Origin of the sequence: Pseudomonas sp. NPDC077408, assembly GCF_050269105.1 — a bacterium.
Taxonomy (GTDB): domain Bacteria; phylum Pseudomonadota; class Gammaproteobacteria; order Pseudomonadales; family Pseudomonadaceae; genus Stutzerimonas.
Genome location: NZ_JBNNHS010000001.1, coordinates 524,949 through 541,354, shown reverse-complemented (window position 1 = coordinate 541,354; position 16,406 = coordinate 524,949). Strand labels below are relative to the sequence as shown.

The window sequence follows — 16,406 nt, the reverse complement described above, 5'->3', positions numbered from 1 at the left end:
AAGACCAACGCCCGGAGCGCTAGATATCCCCGGCCTTTCGATCAAAAACGGCTATCAGCGTCTGGTCGCGTCGTATGCGAGATCTGCTTTGTCACCGTGGCTCGCCTCTTGATTCACCTCTTCACACTTCTCACGGCTACCACCGCAAATCGAGCATTCCTTCTCGATGCCAAGATTGGCGATGCCCCCGCAGGAGCCTGCAATGGGCTTGCGGCCCATGATTACGCCGATGGACATACCGAAGACCACCAGCAACATGACCAGAAACACGATCAACCAAGTCATTTGCTTACTCCCGCACCGAATAGCTCATCAAAGGCCTCAGTGCTTTTGCTAATGAATTCCTGCCCTTCACGAATCACGAAGAACGCTGCAATGTTTCGCTCCCCCGCGTATGCCAAACCTCGTTCGGGCCCCAGCACCATCAACACAGTAGACAACCCATCTGCCCTCAATGTCGAGGGATCGAAAACCGTCACGGCGGCCAAGTGATGATCGATCGGCGCACCGGTCAGTGGATCAAGCGTGTGCGAATACCGCTTACCGTCACGCTCGAAATAATTTCGATAGTCACCTGACGTGGAGACACCAAATCCGTCGAGTTCGACAATCCGCTGCGCTACTCGCTCGTTGTCGTGCGGTGCCTCGATTGCGATACGCCAGGGCTCCCCGCCGGGTTTACGGCCGAGAGCCTTGAGCTCGCCGGTGATTTCCACAAGGTAACGGCGGACGCCGGAAGCCTCTAGATGTGCGGTCACCCGGTCCACTGCATAACCCGCAGCGATACTGTTGAAATCAATCTGTACGGCTGCGTCTTTACAGAGCTGCTCGCCATCAATCCGAAGATGCTCATGTCCCATGTTGCCGCGAGCCGTGGCTATCTCTTCGGCAGAGGGCACACGCTCGCCGGTTCCGTGAGGACCGAAGCCCCATAGATTGAGCAACGGTTCAACCGTCAGATCGAAAGCCCCGTCGCTCTCCTCCGACAGCTGCTGGCCGGCTCGGAGGAGCTCGAGGACCCCCTCGGGCATGGCCATGCAGGCGCCGGAAGGAAGCGCGTTGAAAGTCTCGATATCCGAATCGGCACGGTACGTAGACATCTGGCTGTCGATCTCGGCCAGAATTGCATCCGTCTCGTTTCGCAGCTGCTCTTTGGACACGGCGACATCACCGGCCACGTACTTCACCGAGTAGGTGCTGCCCATGGTGGGACCACCGAAACTTTCTACCTCGTCCTGAAACAGACAGCCCGTCAGGGCTGCCGCCAGGGCGGCAACGATGACGGGCTGAAGTAACGCAGGGGTCATACTAGCCGCCAAAGTCGTCGAGCAGGATGTTCTCTGGTTCGACGCCCAGGTCGGTGAGCATCTTGATCACCGAGGCGTTCATCATTGGCGGACCGCACATGTAGAACTCGCAATCCTCGGGCGCCGGATGGTCCTTCAGGTAGTTCTCGTACAGCACGTTGTGAATAAAGCCAGTTGGGCCGTTCCAGTTATCTTCCGGCTGCGGATCGGACAACGCCAAATGCCACTGGAAGTTGTCGTTCTCGGCCTGCAGCTGATCGTACTCCTCAACATAGAAGGCCTCGCGCATCGAGCGTGCGCCGTACCAGAAGCTCATCTTGCGCTTGGACTTCAAACGCTTGAGCTGATCGAAGATGTGCGAACGCATCGGCGCCATACCGGCACCACCACCGATGAAGACCATTTCCGCATCGGTATCTTTGGCGAAGAACTCACCGAAAGGCCCGTAAACGGTCACTTTATCGCCGGGCTTCAAGCTGAATACCCACGAAGACATCTGGCCTGGAGGCAGGTCATCCTTACCTGGAGGCGGAGAGGCGATACGGATGTTGAACTTCACCAGTCCAACCTCTTCCGGGTAGTTGGCCATGGAGTAGGCGCGGATCACGGTTTCTTCGACCTTCGACACGTACTTCCACTGGTTGAACTTGTCCCAGTCGCCACGATATTCCTCTTGGATATCGAAATCTTTGTAGCGGACCTCGTGAGGCGGACATTCCAGCTGAACGTACCCGCCAGCCCGGAAATCGACTTTCTCACCTTCCGGCAACTTCAAGGTCAATTCTTTGATGAAAGTAGCGACGTTCGGGTTTGACAGAACCGTGCATTCCCACTTCTTGACCCCAAAAACCTCTTCCGGAACCTCGATCTTCATATCCGCTTTGACCGGGGTCTGGCAGGACAGGCGCCAACCTTCCCCAGCTTCGCGACGAGTGAAGTGCGACTCCTCGGTAGGCAGCATCTCGCCGCCACCGCTCTCGACGATGCACTTGCACTGAGCGCAAGTGCCACCGCCGCCGCAGGCAGACGAGAGGAAGATGTTGTTAGCGGCCAATGTTTGTAGGAGCTTGCCGCCCGCCGGTACCGTAATGGTGCGTTCGCCGTTGATCTCGATGCTCACATCGCCACTGGAGACCAGCTTGGCGCGAGCCGCGAGGATGATCACCACCAGTGCAAGCACGATGGCGGTGAACATGCCGATGGCGAGGAAAATTTCGTAACTCATCAGTTCATCCCGTCCTTACAGCTGTACGCCAGAGAAAGACATGAAGCCCAGCGACATCAGTCCGATGGTGATGAAGGTGATCCCGAGGCCCTGTAGGCCATCCGGCACATCGCTGTACTTAAGCTTCTCGCGAATGCCGGCAAGCAAGGCGATAGCGAGCGCCCAGGACAGACCAGAACCCATGCCGTAGACCACACTTTCAGCCAGGTTGTAGTCGCGTTCGACCATGAAAAGCGTGCCGCCCATGATGGCGCAGTTAACAGTGATCAGCGGCAGGAACACGCCCAGCGCGTTGTAGAGGCTGGGTACGTACTTGTCGAGGGTCATCTCCAGAATCTGAACGATTGCCGCGATCACGCCGATGTAACTCAGCAGGCCGAGGAAGCTCAGATCGACCTCCGGCAAGCCAGCCCATGACAACGCACCTGCCTTGAGCAGATAGGTGTAGATCAGGTTGTTCGCAGGAACAGTGATGGCTTGAACCACAATAACCGCGATGCCGAGACCAATGGCCGTTTCGACCTTCTTCGAGATTGCGATGAAGGTACACATGCCAAGGAAGAACGCCAGGGCCATGTTCTCGATGAACACGGCGCGGACGAAAAGGCTGATGTAATGTTCCATTAATAAGCCTCCTTGTTCGAGACCTGAGGCGCCATCTTGAACGACGGCTTCTCGACCTGTTCCCGCTTCCAGCTACGGATGCCCCAGATGAAAAGGCCGATCAGGAAGAACGCAGAAGGCGGAAGCAGCAGCAGGCCATTCGGCAAGTACCAGCCACCGTCATTTACGACAGGAAGAATGGTGTAACCCATCAATTTACCCGCACCGAACAGCTCGCGAATGATCCCGAGCGCAATGAGCATGGCGCTGTAACCGAGGCCGTTCCCAAGTCCATCGAAGAACGAGAGCATCGGCGGGTTCTGCATGGCGAACGCTTCGGCCCGGCCCATCACGATACAGTTGGTGATGATCAGACCCACGAATACCGACAGCTGCTTGGACAACGAGAAGGCGTAAGCCTTGAGCACCTGATCCACCAGGATCACCAATGACGCAATGATCACCATCTGCACGATCATGCGGATGGAGCCAGGGATCTGGCTGCGGATCATCGAGATGAACAGGTTGGAAAAAGCCACAACCAGCGTCAGGGCGATGGACATGACCAGCGCCGTTTTCAGGTTGGAGGTGACCGCCAGCGCCGAGCAAATCCCGAGGATCTGCAGGCCGATGGGGTTGTTATTGAAGACCGGATTGAACAGGACTTCCTTAATGGTAGGTTGCGACATACTCAAGCCTCCCCAGCGCGCAGGTTAGCGATAAAAGGACCGAAGCCGTTCTCGCCGAGCCAGAAGTGCAACAGGTTATTAACCCCGTTGCTGGTCAACGTCGCGCCAGCAAGCGCGTCTACCCGGTACTTGGCGTTCGGACTCTGCGGATCGACTCCACCTTTGACGATCTGGATCGCCAGCTCACCATCCTCGTTGTACAACTTCTTCCCTTCCCACAGGCTACGCCACTTGGGATTGTCTACTTCGCCACCCAGACCAGGCGTTTCTCCGTGTTGGTAGAAACCGAGGCCAGCTACGGTGTTCAAATCTTCCTGAAGGGCAAGAAAACCATAGAGCGTCGACCAAAGGCCGTAGCCACGCACCGGGAGCACCAGCGTGTCGAGTTCACCATCGGTTTCGACGATATACACGACGCTGTACTTTTCGCGACGCTTGATCGATGCGATGTCCTGCTCCGGCGGCAGTGCGTCGGACAGTTGCGGGTCCTTCGCAGCAACCAGGGGGTCAAAGGTATTTGGATCGAACTCGTCGCTGAATTTGCCAGTCTCGAGGTTGACCAGCTTGGCGACAATGCGCTCTTTATACAGCGCCTTCACCTCGGCGCCAGACATACCGGCCTCACCGAGCCCGGCGATCGCCAGAATACTGCGCTGCTTGTCTAGCTGACGGTTCTCCAGCTGGGTCGGACGCAGTGCGACAGCCGCACCTGCAACGAACACCGAGCACACCAGACAAACCAGCAGGGCCACTATCAGCGTACGGGCAGTGGATTCTTTTTGACTAGACATTACGCGCCAGCCTCCGCTTGATGTTGGCCTGGATGACAAAGTGGTCAATCAAGGGTGCACAGAGGTTGGCGAATAGAATTGCCAGCATCATGCCCTCAGGGAAGGCCGGGTTGACTACACGGATCAGCACCACCATCACACCGATGAAAATGCCATAGATCCATTTACCGGTATTGGTCATCGCTGCCGACACGGGGTCGGTGGTCATGTAGATCAGACCAAAGGCGAAACCACCCACCACCATGTGCCAGTACCAAGGCATGGCAAACAATGGATTACTGTCCGAACCGATCAGGTTGAACAGCGAGCTCAGCGCGATCATGCCGATCATGGTGCCGGCAACGATTCGCATCGAAGCGATCTTGGTCAGCAGCAGTACCGCGCCGCCGATGAAGATAGCCAGAGTGCTGGTTTCACCCAGCGAGCCATGAATGGTGCCGACAAAGGCGTCCATCCAGGTGATGCCGCTCTCTACGATATTTTCTATGCCACCTGCGAAGCCCAAGCTCAATGCAGTAGCGCTGGCATAGCCGTCAACCGCAGTCCAAACGGCGTCGCCAGACATCTGCGCCGGGTAGGCAAAGAAGAGGAAGGCACGTCCGGTCAGAGCAGGGTTGAGGAAGTTCTTACCCGTACCGCCGAAGATTTCCTTGCCGATAACGATACCGAAGCTGATGCCGAGTGCGACCTGCCACAGCGGGATGCTGGGCGGCAACGTGAGCGCGAACAGCACCGAGGTCACGAAGAAGCCTTCATTGACCTCATGTTTGCGGATCGAGGCGAACAGGACTTCCCAGAAGCCACCGACAATGAAAGTGACCGCATAAACCGGCAGGAAGTAAGCCGCCCCCTGGATGAAGTTATCCCAGGCACTGGACGGATCGAACCCTGCCAACGCACTGATCAGCGCAAACTGCCAACCTTCCTGAACTGCAAGCAGGTCCGGGCTTTGCGCATAGATCAGGTTGGCTTGGTAACCGGTGTTCCACATACCAAAGAACATTGCCGGGAAGGTGCAGAGCCAAACGGTGATCATCATCCGCTTCAGGTCGATACCATCACGCACGTGGGCCGTGGTCTTGGTCACGCTGCCCGGACGATAGAGGAAGGTGTCCGCCGCTTCGTAGAGCGCGTACCACTTTTCGTACTTGCCGCCCTTTTCGAAGTTGTGCTCGATCTTGTCGAGAAATTCGCGAATGCCCATGCCTTAACCCTCCTTCTCGATACGGGTCAGATTGTCTCGCAGGATCGGGCCGTACTCATACTTGCCGGCACAGACGTAGGTGCACAGTGCCAGGTCCTCTTCATCAAGCTCGAGGCAGCCCAATTTCTGCGCAACCTCGGTATCTCCGACGATCAAAGAGCGCAGCAACTGAGTCGGTAGAATGTCCAGCGGCATGACCTCTTCGTAGTTCCCAACCGGCACCATGGCCCGCGGGCTGCCATTGGTGGAGGTGGAAAAAGCGAATTTCTTGCCGCCCATCAACTTGGAGATATAGATGTTGAGGATCGAGTGCTTGTCGCTACCGGCACGCAGGTAGTGCAGCATCTCGCGCTCCTTACCTTCGCGCAGGCAGGAAACCTGCTGGTGGTAGCGACCGAGAAACGCGAAAGCGCCATGCGCCGTACGACCGCCCAGAACCGATCCAGATACAACACGGTTTGCACCAGGCTGCAATTCGCCAGCTGTCAGCTCATCGAGATTAGCGCCCAGGCGAGTACGCACCAGACGCGGGGTTTCAACGACCGGACCGGCTAACGACACCACACGTTCTACCGAAAGCTTGCCGGTAAGGAACAGTGCACCGATCGCGATTACGTCCTGGTAGCCAATGGCCCAAACGCTTTTGGTGGCGCTAACCGGGTCCAGAAAATGAATGTGTGTTCCAGCCAGACCGGCAGGATGCGGACCAGCGAAACTTTCAGTCTTAACCTTCGCAATCTGCTCGCCGGGTAACGAGGCGCCTTCTGCTTTACACAGAAACAGCTTACCCAGATTGCCGAGAACCTTTAGGCCTGCTTCGAAATCAGCAGCGCGCTCCGCGATGATCAATGCTGGATCAGCAGCCAACGGATGAGTGTCGATTGCAGTGACGAAGATCGAGCTGGGAACGGCATCGATAGCCGGAACTTTGCTATATGGACGTGTGCGAAACGCAGCCCAGAGACCAGCCTGCTGCAGATTCTCACGAACCTTCTCGTCACCGATCCCTTCCAGCTCAGCCGAGCCGTACTGGTTGAAAGTCACCTCTTCAGCGCCTTCCAAGTCAATGACGACCGATTGCAGGACGCGCTTCTCGCCACGATGAATCGCGCTTACAACACCCGCGCCTGGGGCGGTGAAATGAACGCCAGGCGTCTTCTTGTCCGAAAACAACACCTGACCCAGTTTCACGCGATCACCGACCTGAACTTCCATGGTCGGTTTCATGCCAGGGTAATCAAACCCTACTACGGCGACGCTTCGCACGGGCCTTCCGGCCTCGATACGCTGCGCCGGCGCACCTGCAATGGGCAAATCTAGCCCACGTTTTATATTGATCATCGGCTCGCCTAACCACTGATTTTAAAAGACTTTTTTACAGGCCCAGCGATTTAGCTGAAGGTCGAATTGCACGACGCGCGTCGAAAAATATATCGACGCGACGCTATGCCACGGGCCCAGGTAGAAATCCGCCCGATTATAGAGGCCGCGACCCGTGACTGACCACCCAAGGTCTTCCAATTTTTTGACTAAAGACAAGCGGTCATCCGCAACCGACTATTGACGCTCCAGCCGCCAGCGCATCGACCGCAGCATTATTGAGAACATAAGAAACGAAAACGGGAGCCGAAGCTCCCGTTTTCTTTCAGCAAAAGCCGCCCGTCAGCGCGGGAAAGCAGGCGGGTTAACGCCGGCCATATCTTCCATTACACGCACTACCTGGCAGCTATATCCGAACTCGTTGTCATACCAGACATAAAGCACGACTCGGTTATCGCTGCAAATCGTCGCCTCGGCATCGACAACACCTGCGTGACGAGAACCTACGAAATCGCTTGAAACAACCTCCTGCGAATTGACGAAGTCGATCTGCTTCTGAAGATCCGAGTGCATGGCCATCTGGCGCAGATACTCATTGATCTCTTCGCGGTTCGTCGCCTTTTCCAAGTTCAGATTCAGAATCGCCATCGAGACGTTCGGCGTCGGCACGCGAATGGCGTTACCTGTCAGCTTGCCTTTCAGTACGGGCAGCGCCTTGGCGGCAGCCGTAGCAGCACCCGTCTCGGTGATGACCATGTTCAGCGCAGCACTACGGCCACGGCGACTGCCTTTATGGAAGTTGTCGATCAGGTTCTGGTCGTTGGTGTACGAATGCACAGTTTCGACATGACCGTTGACGATGCCGTACTGGTCATTGACTGCTTTAAGCACCGGCACGATCGCGTTGGTGGTGCAGGAGGCAGCGGAGACGATCTTGTCGTCGGCCGTGATTTCGCCATGGTTGATGCCGTGAACGATGTTCTTCAGCTCGCCCTTGCCTGGCGCAGTCAGCACAACGCGGGCAACACCTGGGCACTTGAGGTGCTGGCTGAGGCCCTCGGCATCGCGCCACTTGCCGGTGTTATCGACCAGCAGAGCGTTTTCGATTCCATACTGGGTGTAATCCACCGAGGCCGGATCGTTCGAATAGATCACTTGAATCAGATTGCCGTTGGCGGTGATGGTGTTGTTTTCGGCATCGATGTGAATAGTGCCTTCAAACGGACCATGAACCGAATCGCGACGCAGCAGGCTGGCGCGTTTGACCAGGTCGTTTTCAGCACCCTTGCGCACGACGATCGCGCGCAGACGGAGGCCATCACCGCCGCCTGTCTTCTCGATCAGAATGCGGGCGAGCAAGCGACCAATCCGGCCGAAGCCATAGAGCACGACGTCGGTGCCCTTATGGACGCCCGTGGTGTTGCGCTTGCCAGCAACTTCAGCGAGTTCGTCACGCACGAACTGATCAAGGCTGCGGCCGTTGCCCTCGGCCTTGAACTTGGCTACGACTTTGCCCAGATCCACCGAAGCGGCGCCAAGGTCCATCTGACTCATGGTCGTGAGGATCTGATGGGTTTCGTTGACGGACAGCTCGGCTTCGTCAGCCTGACGGTGACGAGCGAAACGATGCGCTTTGAGCAGAGCAATGACCGAACGGTTGATCAACCCCCGGCCGTAGATGGAAGTCACCACGTTGTTGTTACGATACAGCTGACCAATCAGCGGAATCATCGCTTCGGCGAGGGCTTCTCGATCAATCCATTCACCAAGACACTGGTCGGGCTTCTGAGTCACGGGCAGTTCCTTCCAACATGTAGGGGCTGAGAAAAAGGGCTACATTATGCCGCCGCACCCTAGCGCCGGCAATCTGTGCAGCCGAAACACTGACAGCGTCCCGCGCGGATAGTTACAATCCGGGCGGTCCATTTTTATCGACCGGAGCCACGCCCACTCGTGTCCGTATTGCGCCTTCCGCCCATGCCTGCCGCCAGCGGCAAGCAAACCTGGGGCAACCTTCCTGGTGCCGCGCTGAGCCTGGCCATTGCCGAAGCAGCCAGCAACGCAGATCGATTCACTCTCCTTCTTACCGCCGACAGTCAGAGCGCCGAACGCCTGCAGGAAGAGCTCGCCTTCTTCGCGCCTGGCCTGCCGGTTCTGCACTTCCCCGACTGGGAGACGCTGCCCTATGACGTGTTTTCGCCGCATCAGGACATCATCTCCCAGCGGATTGCAGCGCTCTATCAGCTGCCGGAGCTGACGCACGGCGTTCTGGTAGTCCCGATCACCACAGCGCTACACAAACTTGCTCCGAAGCGATTCTTGCTCGGATCCAGCCTGGTACTGGATGTCGGCCAGAAGCTTGATGTCGAGCAGATGCGGGCGCGCCTTGAAGCGGCCGGCTATCGCTGTGTCGATACAGTCTACGAACACGGCGAGTTCGCAGTCCGCGGCGCGCTGATCGACCTGTTCCCGATGGGCAGCCCCCTGCCCTACCGCATCGACCTGTTCGACGACGAAATCGAAACGCTGCGCACCTTCGATCCAGAGAATCAGCGTTCCATAGATAAAGTCGAGTCGATCCGTTTGCTGCCGGCACGCGAGTTCCCGCTGAAGAAGGAGTCGGTCACCGGCTTCCGCGCACGCTTCCGTGAGCGCTTCGACGTGGATTTCCGCCGCTGCCCGGTTTACCAGGATCTATCCACGGGGATCACGCCGGCCGGTATCGAGTACTACCTGCCGCTGTTCTTCGACGAGACCTCGACGCTGTTCGATTATCTGCCGGGAGACACCCAGGTGTTCTCGCTGCCGGGAATCGAGCAGGCTGCGGAGCACTTTTGGAAAGACGTCCGTACTCGCTACGAAGAGCGTCGCGTCGACCCTGAGCGCCCATTGCTGCCACCCGCCGAGCTGTTCATGGCGGTCGAAGACTGCTTTGCGCATCTGAAACTCTGGCCGCGGATCGTGGCCAGCCAGGACGATGTAGAAACCGGCATCGGCCGCGAGCGCTTTCCAGCCAGCCGCTTCCCTGAGCTTGCGATCGACGCCAAGGCACCTGAACCCTTGGGTGCATTGCGACGCTTTCTCGACGAATTTCCAGGCCGCGTACTGTTCACCGCCGAATCGGCTGGGCGTCGCGAGGTTCTGCTCGAGCTGCTCGCTCGGCTGAAGCTGCGTCCGCAGGAAGTTGCTGGCTGGCCGCAGTTCGTTGAAAGCGGCGAGCGTCTAGCGATCACCATCGCCCCGCTCGACGACGGCTTGCTGCTGCAAGACCCGGCCCTGGCGCTGATCGCCGAAAACCCGCTGTTCGGCCAGCGAATCATGCAACGCCGCCGGCGTGAAAAAGGTCGTGATGCCGGCGAGAACGTCATCAAGAACCTCACCGAACTGCGCGAAGGCGCGCCGGTGGTTCACATCGACCACGGTGTCGGCCGTTATCACGGCTTGGTCACCTTGGAGATCGAAGGTCAGGCCGCCGAGTTCCTGATGCTGCAGTACGCCGAAGAGGCCAAGCTCTACGTGCCGGTCTCCAGCCTGCACCTGATTGCTCGTTACACCGGCAGCGACGATGCACTGGCGCCGCTGCACCGCCTGGGCTCGGAAACCTGGCAGAAGGCCAAGCGCAAAGCGGCCGAGCAGGTCCGAGATGTCGCCGCTGAGTTGCTCGACATCTATGCCCGCCGCGCTGCACGTGAAGGCCATGCGTTCGAAGACCCGCAGCTCGACTACGAGACGTTCAGCGCTGGCTTTCCGTTCGAGGAGACTCCAGATCAGCTGGCCGCTATTGAAGCGGTTCGCAACGACATGCTCGCGCCCCGCCCCATGGACCGCCTGATTTGCGGCGATGTGGGCTTCGGCAAGACCGAAGTGGCCATGCGCGCCGCCTTCATCGCGGTGCACAGTGGCCGTCAGGTGGCAGTGCTGGTGCCAACCACTCTACTTGCCCAGCAGCACTACAACAGCTTCCGCGACCGTTTCGCCGATTGGCCGGTTCGCGTCGAGGTGATGAGCCGTTTCAAATCGGCCAAGGAGATCCAGGCTGCTGTGCAGGAGCTGGCCGAAGGCAAGGTCGACATTCTCATCGGTACGCACAAACTGCTGCAGGACGACGTCAAGTTCACCAACCTTGGGCTGGTGATCATCGACGAGGAACACCGCTTCGGGGTGCGCCAGAAGGAACAGCTCAAAGCGCTGCGCAGCGAGGTGGACATCCTCACCCTGACCGCCACACCGATTCCTCGGACTTTGAACATGGCCGTCGCCGGCATGCGCGACCTCTCCATCATCGCCACGCCGCCTGCGCGCCGGCTGTCGGTGCGCACCTTCGTCATGGAGCAGCAGAACTCTGTGATCAAGGAAGCGCTGCTGCGTGAGCTGTTGCGCGGTGGCCAGGTCTATTACCTGCACAACGACGTGAAGACGATCGAGAAATGCGCCGCCGATCTTGCCGAACTGGTGCCGGAAGCCCGCATTGGCGTAGGCCACGGCCAGATGCGCGAACGCGAACTCGAACAGGTGATGGGCGACTTCTACCACAAGCGCTTTAACGTGCTGATCGCCTCGACCATCATCGAGACGGGCATCGACGTACCGAGCGCCAACACCATCATCATCGAACGTGCCGACAAGTTCGGCCTGGCCCAGCTGCATCAGCTGCGGGGACGCGTTGGACGCAGCCACCACCAGGCCTACGCCTATCTGCTGACGCCACCACGCAAGGCCATGACCCCAGACGCCGAGAAGCGCCTGGAAGCCATCGCCAACGCGCAGGATCTCGGAGCAGGCTTCGTCCTCGCTACCCACGATCTGGAGATTCGCGGCGCGGGCGAGCTGCTCGGCGATGGCCAGAGCGGGCAGATTCAAGCGGTCGGTTTCACGCTCTATATGGAGATGCTCGAACGTGCGGTCAAATCCATCCAGAAAGGTGAACAGCCGAACCTCGATCAACCGCTGGGCGGCGGACCAGAGATCAATCTGCGCGTCCCGGCGTTGATTCCGGAAGACTACCTACCAGATGTGCATGCGCGGCTGATCCTCTACAAGCGCATCGCCAACGCCGCCGACGAGAACGGTCTGCGTGAACTGCAGGTCGAGATGATCGATCGCTTCGGTCTGCTGCCTGAACCTGCCAAGCACTTGGTCAGGCTGACCCTGCTTAAGCTGCAGGCGGCCAGCCTCGGCATCACCAAGATCGACGCCGGCCCTCAAGGAGGACGTATCGAGTTCGCTGCGAATACCAGCGTCGACCCGATGGTGCTGATCAAACTGATCCAGAGCCAGCCCAACCGTTACAAGTTCGAAGGCGCCACGATGTTCAAATTTCAGGTGCCGATGGAGCGTGCCGAAGAGCGCTTCAACACGCTTGAGGCATTGCTCGAACGTCTGTCCGTGGAAAAGCCGTAACGATGCCGAAGACGCCTGTACTCCCCGCCCGATCCACCGATGCAGGGTGACTTTCTCCCCAACCTGCCCGCCGCCTGGCGATTACCGTTTTCCGAAAACGCAATCGCCAGGGGCCTGCAGTACGCAGCGGAGAATCGCATCAGGATCGTCCGTGAGGATTCACGGTATGTCGAAGCGACCTGCCGCGGTTCAGCTGGCAGCGTCTATCGTCAGTCGCTGGAGTTATCCCGCGACGGCCGGCTCAGCTGCATCTGCAGCTGTCCGGTTGGCCTCAACTGCAAGCATTGCGTAGCCCTGATAGCGTCCCTCGAAGCGCAAGCCGAGCGCCTGCCCGCCAAGCAGAGCGAGCAGTCCGGTGAGCGCTTCCCTGACCGGCTGGAACAATGGCTATCGCAGCTCCCACAGGCGCTAGGTGACAACCTGCAAACTGGCCAAGGCTGGTGTCTGCACTATCTGCTATGCCCTGACTTCTCCGTGGAGGTCTACAAGGTGCGTCAACACAAAGACGGCACCTGGGGCGAGCGACAGCCCTACTATGGATTGCGTGAAGCCGGATTTCGCAAGCCGACCTTCATGCAGCCGCTGGATTTGCGCATTGCCGCACTGGTAACGCTGGGCCGCACATCAGGCAATGGATTCAAGCCCAACGGCGAGAACGGCGGCGAAATCCTGCGCCTGATTCTCGAAAGCGGTCGCGCCTTTCTCAGCTGGGATCAGCCCGCACTGCAGCCCGGCCGGCCCCGGCAGGCACGCTTCAACTGGAACGAGCAAACCGACGGGGGTTTCCAGCCTGGATTGGACATGGCCGAACCCCACGGCGAACTGCTTACAGCTGTGGACCCGCTGTACTACGTCGACAGGGCCCGGAACGAAATGGGCATGGTCGATCACGGTCTGCCTATGCCACTGGCTCGGCACCTCCTCGACGCACCCGCGGTTCCATCTGCCCAGGCCGCCCTGTTCAGCCTGACGCTGCATGAAATCGCCCCGCAGCTGCCGGCCCCCGCCAAGCCCGTAGAACATCAGGTCGATGACCTACTTCCACTGCCCCACCTGAGCCTCGGCAGCCATCAGTCGGTCAACTACCAGCTCAGCAGCGGACGCATGGTGAGCGAGCACCAGCATCGTGCCGGGCTGACTTTCCTCTACGGCCACACCCAGGTTCACGGCAAAGCCAAGCCCGGCCAACGCGTACGCCAGACCGAAGGGGCTCGCGTGTTGAGCATCGCCCGCCGGCTAGACGCGGAACAGGCGCTGCGTCAGCAGTTGCAGCAACTGGGTTTTCGCCCAGCGCTGCGCCAGAGTCAGGCATTGCCGAAGGATTCGGCCGAGATGTTCGAGCTGTCGAGCGAGGCGGCCTGGCTGAATTTCACCCAAACCCAACTGACCCCGCTGCGCGAGCAAGGCTGGCAGATCGTCATGCAGCCCGGCTTCGCCTACGATCTGACCTCGATTGATGCCTGGTACGTCGACGTCGAAGAGCCGCCCGAGCACAGCTGGTTCGACCTGGAACTCGGCATCATCGTTGAAGGTGAGCGAATAAGTCTATTGCCGGTCCTGCTCGGGCTGATCCGACGCAATCCGGCCCTGCTCTCTGCGCACGCCCTGGCACAACGCGGCGACGACGAAACCCTGCGAGTGCAGATCGATCGGCGCCGCGAAGAAGATGACCAACCGCTGCAAGTGCTGCTGCCCTTCGATCGCCTGAAACCCATCTTGGCCACCCTCTCGGAGCTTTATCTTCAAGAGCAACCAAACGGCGAGAACTTACGACTGGAGCGAACCGATGCGGCCCGGCTGGCTGGGCTCGATTCGCTCCCACTGCAATGGCATGGCGGCGAGCATTTACGGGATTTCGCCCAGCGACTGCGCGATTACCGCAAAGAAGACATCAGCCCACCGCGGGACCTGAATGCAACACTGCGCCCCTATCAGCTGGACGGCCTGCGCTGGATGCAAACGCTACGAGCCCTCGAGGTCGGCGGCATTCTGGGCGACGATATGGGTCTGGGTAAAACGTTGCAGACTCTTGCTCACCTGTTACTGGAGAAGCAAGCGGGCAAGCTGGACCGACCCTCTCTTGTGGTGATGCCCACTACCCTCATCCCCAATTGGCAGGATGAAGCGGCCCGCTTCGCGCCATCGCTGAAAGTGGCGACCCTGCACGGGACGACGCGTCGACAGCTCTACCAGCACCTGACCGACTACGATCTGCTGCTCACCACCTACGCGCTGCTGCCCAGAGACATCGACCTGCTCGCAGACGTCCCGCTGCATGTGCTGGTGCTCGACGAAGCCCAGAACATCAAGAACGCCAGCAGCAAGGCCGCGCAAGCTGCCGGACGTCTGGACGCCCGCCAGCGCCTCTGCCTCACCGGCACGCCGTTGGAAAATCATCTGGGCGAGCTCTGGTCGCTGTTTCATTTCCTCATGCCCGGTTGGCTCGGCGATACCAAGCAATTCACCCGGGATTACCGCACGCCTATCGAGAAACACGGCGACGCCGATCGGCTCGAGCACCTCACCAAGCGAATAAAACCTTTCCTGCTCAGGCGACGCAAGGAACAGGTCGCGCAGGAGTTGCCGCCCAAAAACGAGATCTTGCACTGGGTCGAGCTCAGCCCGGCTCAGCGCGACCTGTACGAAACCGTGCGACTGGCGATGGACAGCAAAGTCCGCGAGGAGATCGACCGCAAAGGCCTGGCGCGCAGTCAGATCGTCATCCTCGATGCCCTGCTCAAGCTGCGTCAGGTGTGCTGCGATCTCCGTCTGGTCAAGGGCGACGTCGCCCGGCCAGTCCGGGGCGGCACCTCTGGCAAACTCGACAGCCTGATGGAGATGCTGACCGAGCTGCTCGCCGAAGGCCGACGAATTCTGCTGTTTTCACAGTTCACCTCGATGCTCTCGCTGATTGAAGAAGAGCTGCAGAGCCGCACCATCGACTATGTACAGATCACCGGCGAAACCAAGGATCGGCGCACTCCCGTCAAGCGGTTCCAGAATGGGGAAGTCCCACTGTTTCTGATCAGCCTCAAGGCTGGCGGCACCGGTCTGAACCTGACGGCTGCCGACACCGTGATCCATTACGATCCCTGGTGGAACCCGGCCGCGGAGAACCAGGCCACCGACCGCGCGCACCGTATCGGCCAGAGCAAACCGGTGTTTGTCTACAAGCTGATCGCTCGCACTACCGTCGAAGAAAAGATCCAGCAACTGCAGCAACGCAAAGCCGAACTGGCCGCAGGCGTGCTGGATGCCGGTGATCAAGGTGGCTGGCAACTGGAGCCGAGTGATATCGAGGCGCTGTTCGCGCCGCTGCCCTAGGAGGATGGATATGCGCCGACTGGTCGCGCCTACCGATTTTGATCGGGTCTACGACATCTACATGCACGAATCAGTGGTGCCCTTCCTGGGCTTCGATCCGATGACGCGCGAGGCGTTCGGCAAGGTGTTCGACCCGTTGTTCGAGAGTGGCTGTTTCTACGTATACGAAGTCGATGGGGAAGTAATGGGCTTCTACAAGGCGCAGCGGCACGTCGGTCGTACTGCCCATGTCGCCTACCTTGGAACCTTGGCCGTGGCGCCGGAAGCTCAAGGCCGAGGTATCGCCATGGGAATGATGCAGGACGCCCTTGCGCGGCTGCAGCGAGCGGGCATCACGCGTGTCGAGCTGACAGTCGAAGCGGACAATCCCCGCGCCATCACCTTTTACGAACGTCTGGGCTTCGTTCACGAAGGCACTCAGCGGGCGGCCTACAAACGTGCCAGCGACACCGGCTATGTCGATGAGCTGATGTACGGGTTGCTGCAATACGGCTGATTGGGCCGGGACGCCGGGCGAGCCAAGCCACCCGGCACCTTCGCGGC

At 59.1% G+C, this 16,406-nt stretch carries 12 protein-coding genes; 3 read left to right on the top strand and 9 right to left on the bottom strand.

From position 1 onward, the window contains the following. Positions 1 to 54 precede the first annotated feature (54 nt). From nqrM to ACQKEK_RS02705, 9 genes are all read right to left on the bottom strand, one after another. Positions 55 to 285: a (Na+)-NQR maturation NqrM gene (nqrM, locus tag ACQKEK_RS02745; protein ID WP_045428877.1), complete on the bottom strand. Its 231-nt coding sequence runs from the start codon at positions 283 to 285 to the stop codon at positions 55 to 57. Continuing rightward, positions 282 to 1,307: an FAD:protein FMN transferase gene (locus ACQKEK_RS02740; protein WP_499140949.1), complete on the bottom strand. Its 1,026-nt coding sequence runs from the start codon at positions 1,305 to 1,307 to the stop codon at positions 282 to 284. Before ACQKEK_RS02740 ends, nqrM begins: the two co-directional genes overlap by 4 nt. A 1-nt stretch (position 1,308) precedes the next feature. Next, entirely contained in the window at positions 1,309 to 2,535 is a 1,227-nt protein-coding gene (gene nqrF / locus ACQKEK_RS02735; RefSeq protein ID WP_241531123.1) for an NADH:ubiquinone reductase (Na(+)-transporting) subunit F, read from the bottom strand. Positions 2,536 to 2,547: 12 nt separating this feature from the next. After that, the gene (gene nqrE, locus ACQKEK_RS02730; protein ID WP_045428883.1) at positions 2,548 to 3,156 is read right to left on the bottom strand and encodes an NADH:ubiquinone reductase (Na(+)-transporting) subunit E; all 609 of its coding nucleotides are present in this window, start codon (positions 3,154 to 3,156) and stop codon (positions 2,548 to 2,550) included. After that, complete coding sequence (locus ACQKEK_RS02725) at positions 3,156 to 3,830, bottom strand: NADH:ubiquinone reductase (Na(+)-transporting) subunit D (RefSeq protein WP_181689958.1); 675 nt, start codon at positions 3,828 to 3,830, stop codon at positions 3,156 to 3,158. Before ACQKEK_RS02725 ends, nqrE begins: the two co-directional genes overlap by 1 nt. Beyond that, entirely contained in the window at positions 3,827 to 4,615 is a 789-nt protein-coding gene (locus ACQKEK_RS02720; RefSeq protein ID WP_045428887.1) for a Na(+)-translocating NADH-quinone reductase subunit C, read from the bottom strand. Before ACQKEK_RS02720 ends, ACQKEK_RS02725 begins: the two co-directional genes overlap by 4 nt. Beyond that, positions 4,608 to 5,819 carry an NADH:ubiquinone reductase (Na(+)-transporting) subunit B gene (locus ACQKEK_RS02715; protein WP_045428889.1) on the bottom strand — a complete coding sequence of 404 codons (1,212 nt, stop codon included), beginning with the start codon at positions 5,817 to 5,819 and terminating at the stop codon, positions 4,608 to 4,610. Before ACQKEK_RS02715 ends, ACQKEK_RS02720 begins: the two co-directional genes overlap by 8 nt. Before the next feature lie 3 nt (positions 5,820 to 5,822). Beyond that, positions 5,823 to 7,160 (bottom strand): Na(+)-translocating NADH-quinone reductase subunit A, encoded by a 1,338-nt coding sequence (locus tag ACQKEK_RS02710; protein WP_499140948.1) that lies wholly within the window; start codon positions 7,158 to 7,160, stop codon positions 5,823 to 5,825. Positions 7,161 to 7,481: 321 nt separating this feature from the next. Then, complete coding sequence (locus tag ACQKEK_RS02705; RefSeq protein WP_046161987.1) at positions 7,482 to 8,933, bottom strand: glyceraldehyde-3-phosphate dehydrogenase; 1,452 nt, start codon at positions 8,931 to 8,933, stop codon at positions 7,482 to 7,484. A 159-nt stretch (positions 8,934 to 9,092) separates the two neighbouring features. On the opposite strand from ACQKEK_RS02705, the gene mfd reads away from it, so the two are divergent. The 3 genes from mfd to ACQKEK_RS02690 are packed head-to-tail and all read left to right on the top strand — an operon-like array spanning position 9,093 to position 16,359. Beyond that, the gene (gene mfd / locus ACQKEK_RS02700; protein WP_499140947.1) at positions 9,093 to 12,539 is read left to right on the top strand and encodes a transcription-repair coupling factor; all 3,447 of its coding nucleotides are present in this window, start codon (positions 9,093 to 9,095) and stop codon (positions 12,537 to 12,539) included. Between the two features lie 39 nt (positions 12,540 to 12,578). Further along, a complete protein-coding gene (locus ACQKEK_RS02695) occupies positions 12,579 to 15,863 on the top strand; it encodes a DEAD/DEAH box helicase (protein WP_499140946.1) in 3,285 nt (1,094 codons plus the stop codon). A 10-nt stretch (positions 15,864 to 15,873) separates the two neighbouring features. After that, complete coding sequence (locus ACQKEK_RS02690) at positions 15,874 to 16,359, top strand: GNAT family N-acetyltransferase (protein WP_499140945.1); 486 nt, start codon at positions 15,874 to 15,876, stop codon at positions 16,357 to 16,359. Positions 16,360 to 16,406: the final 47 nt, after the last annotated feature.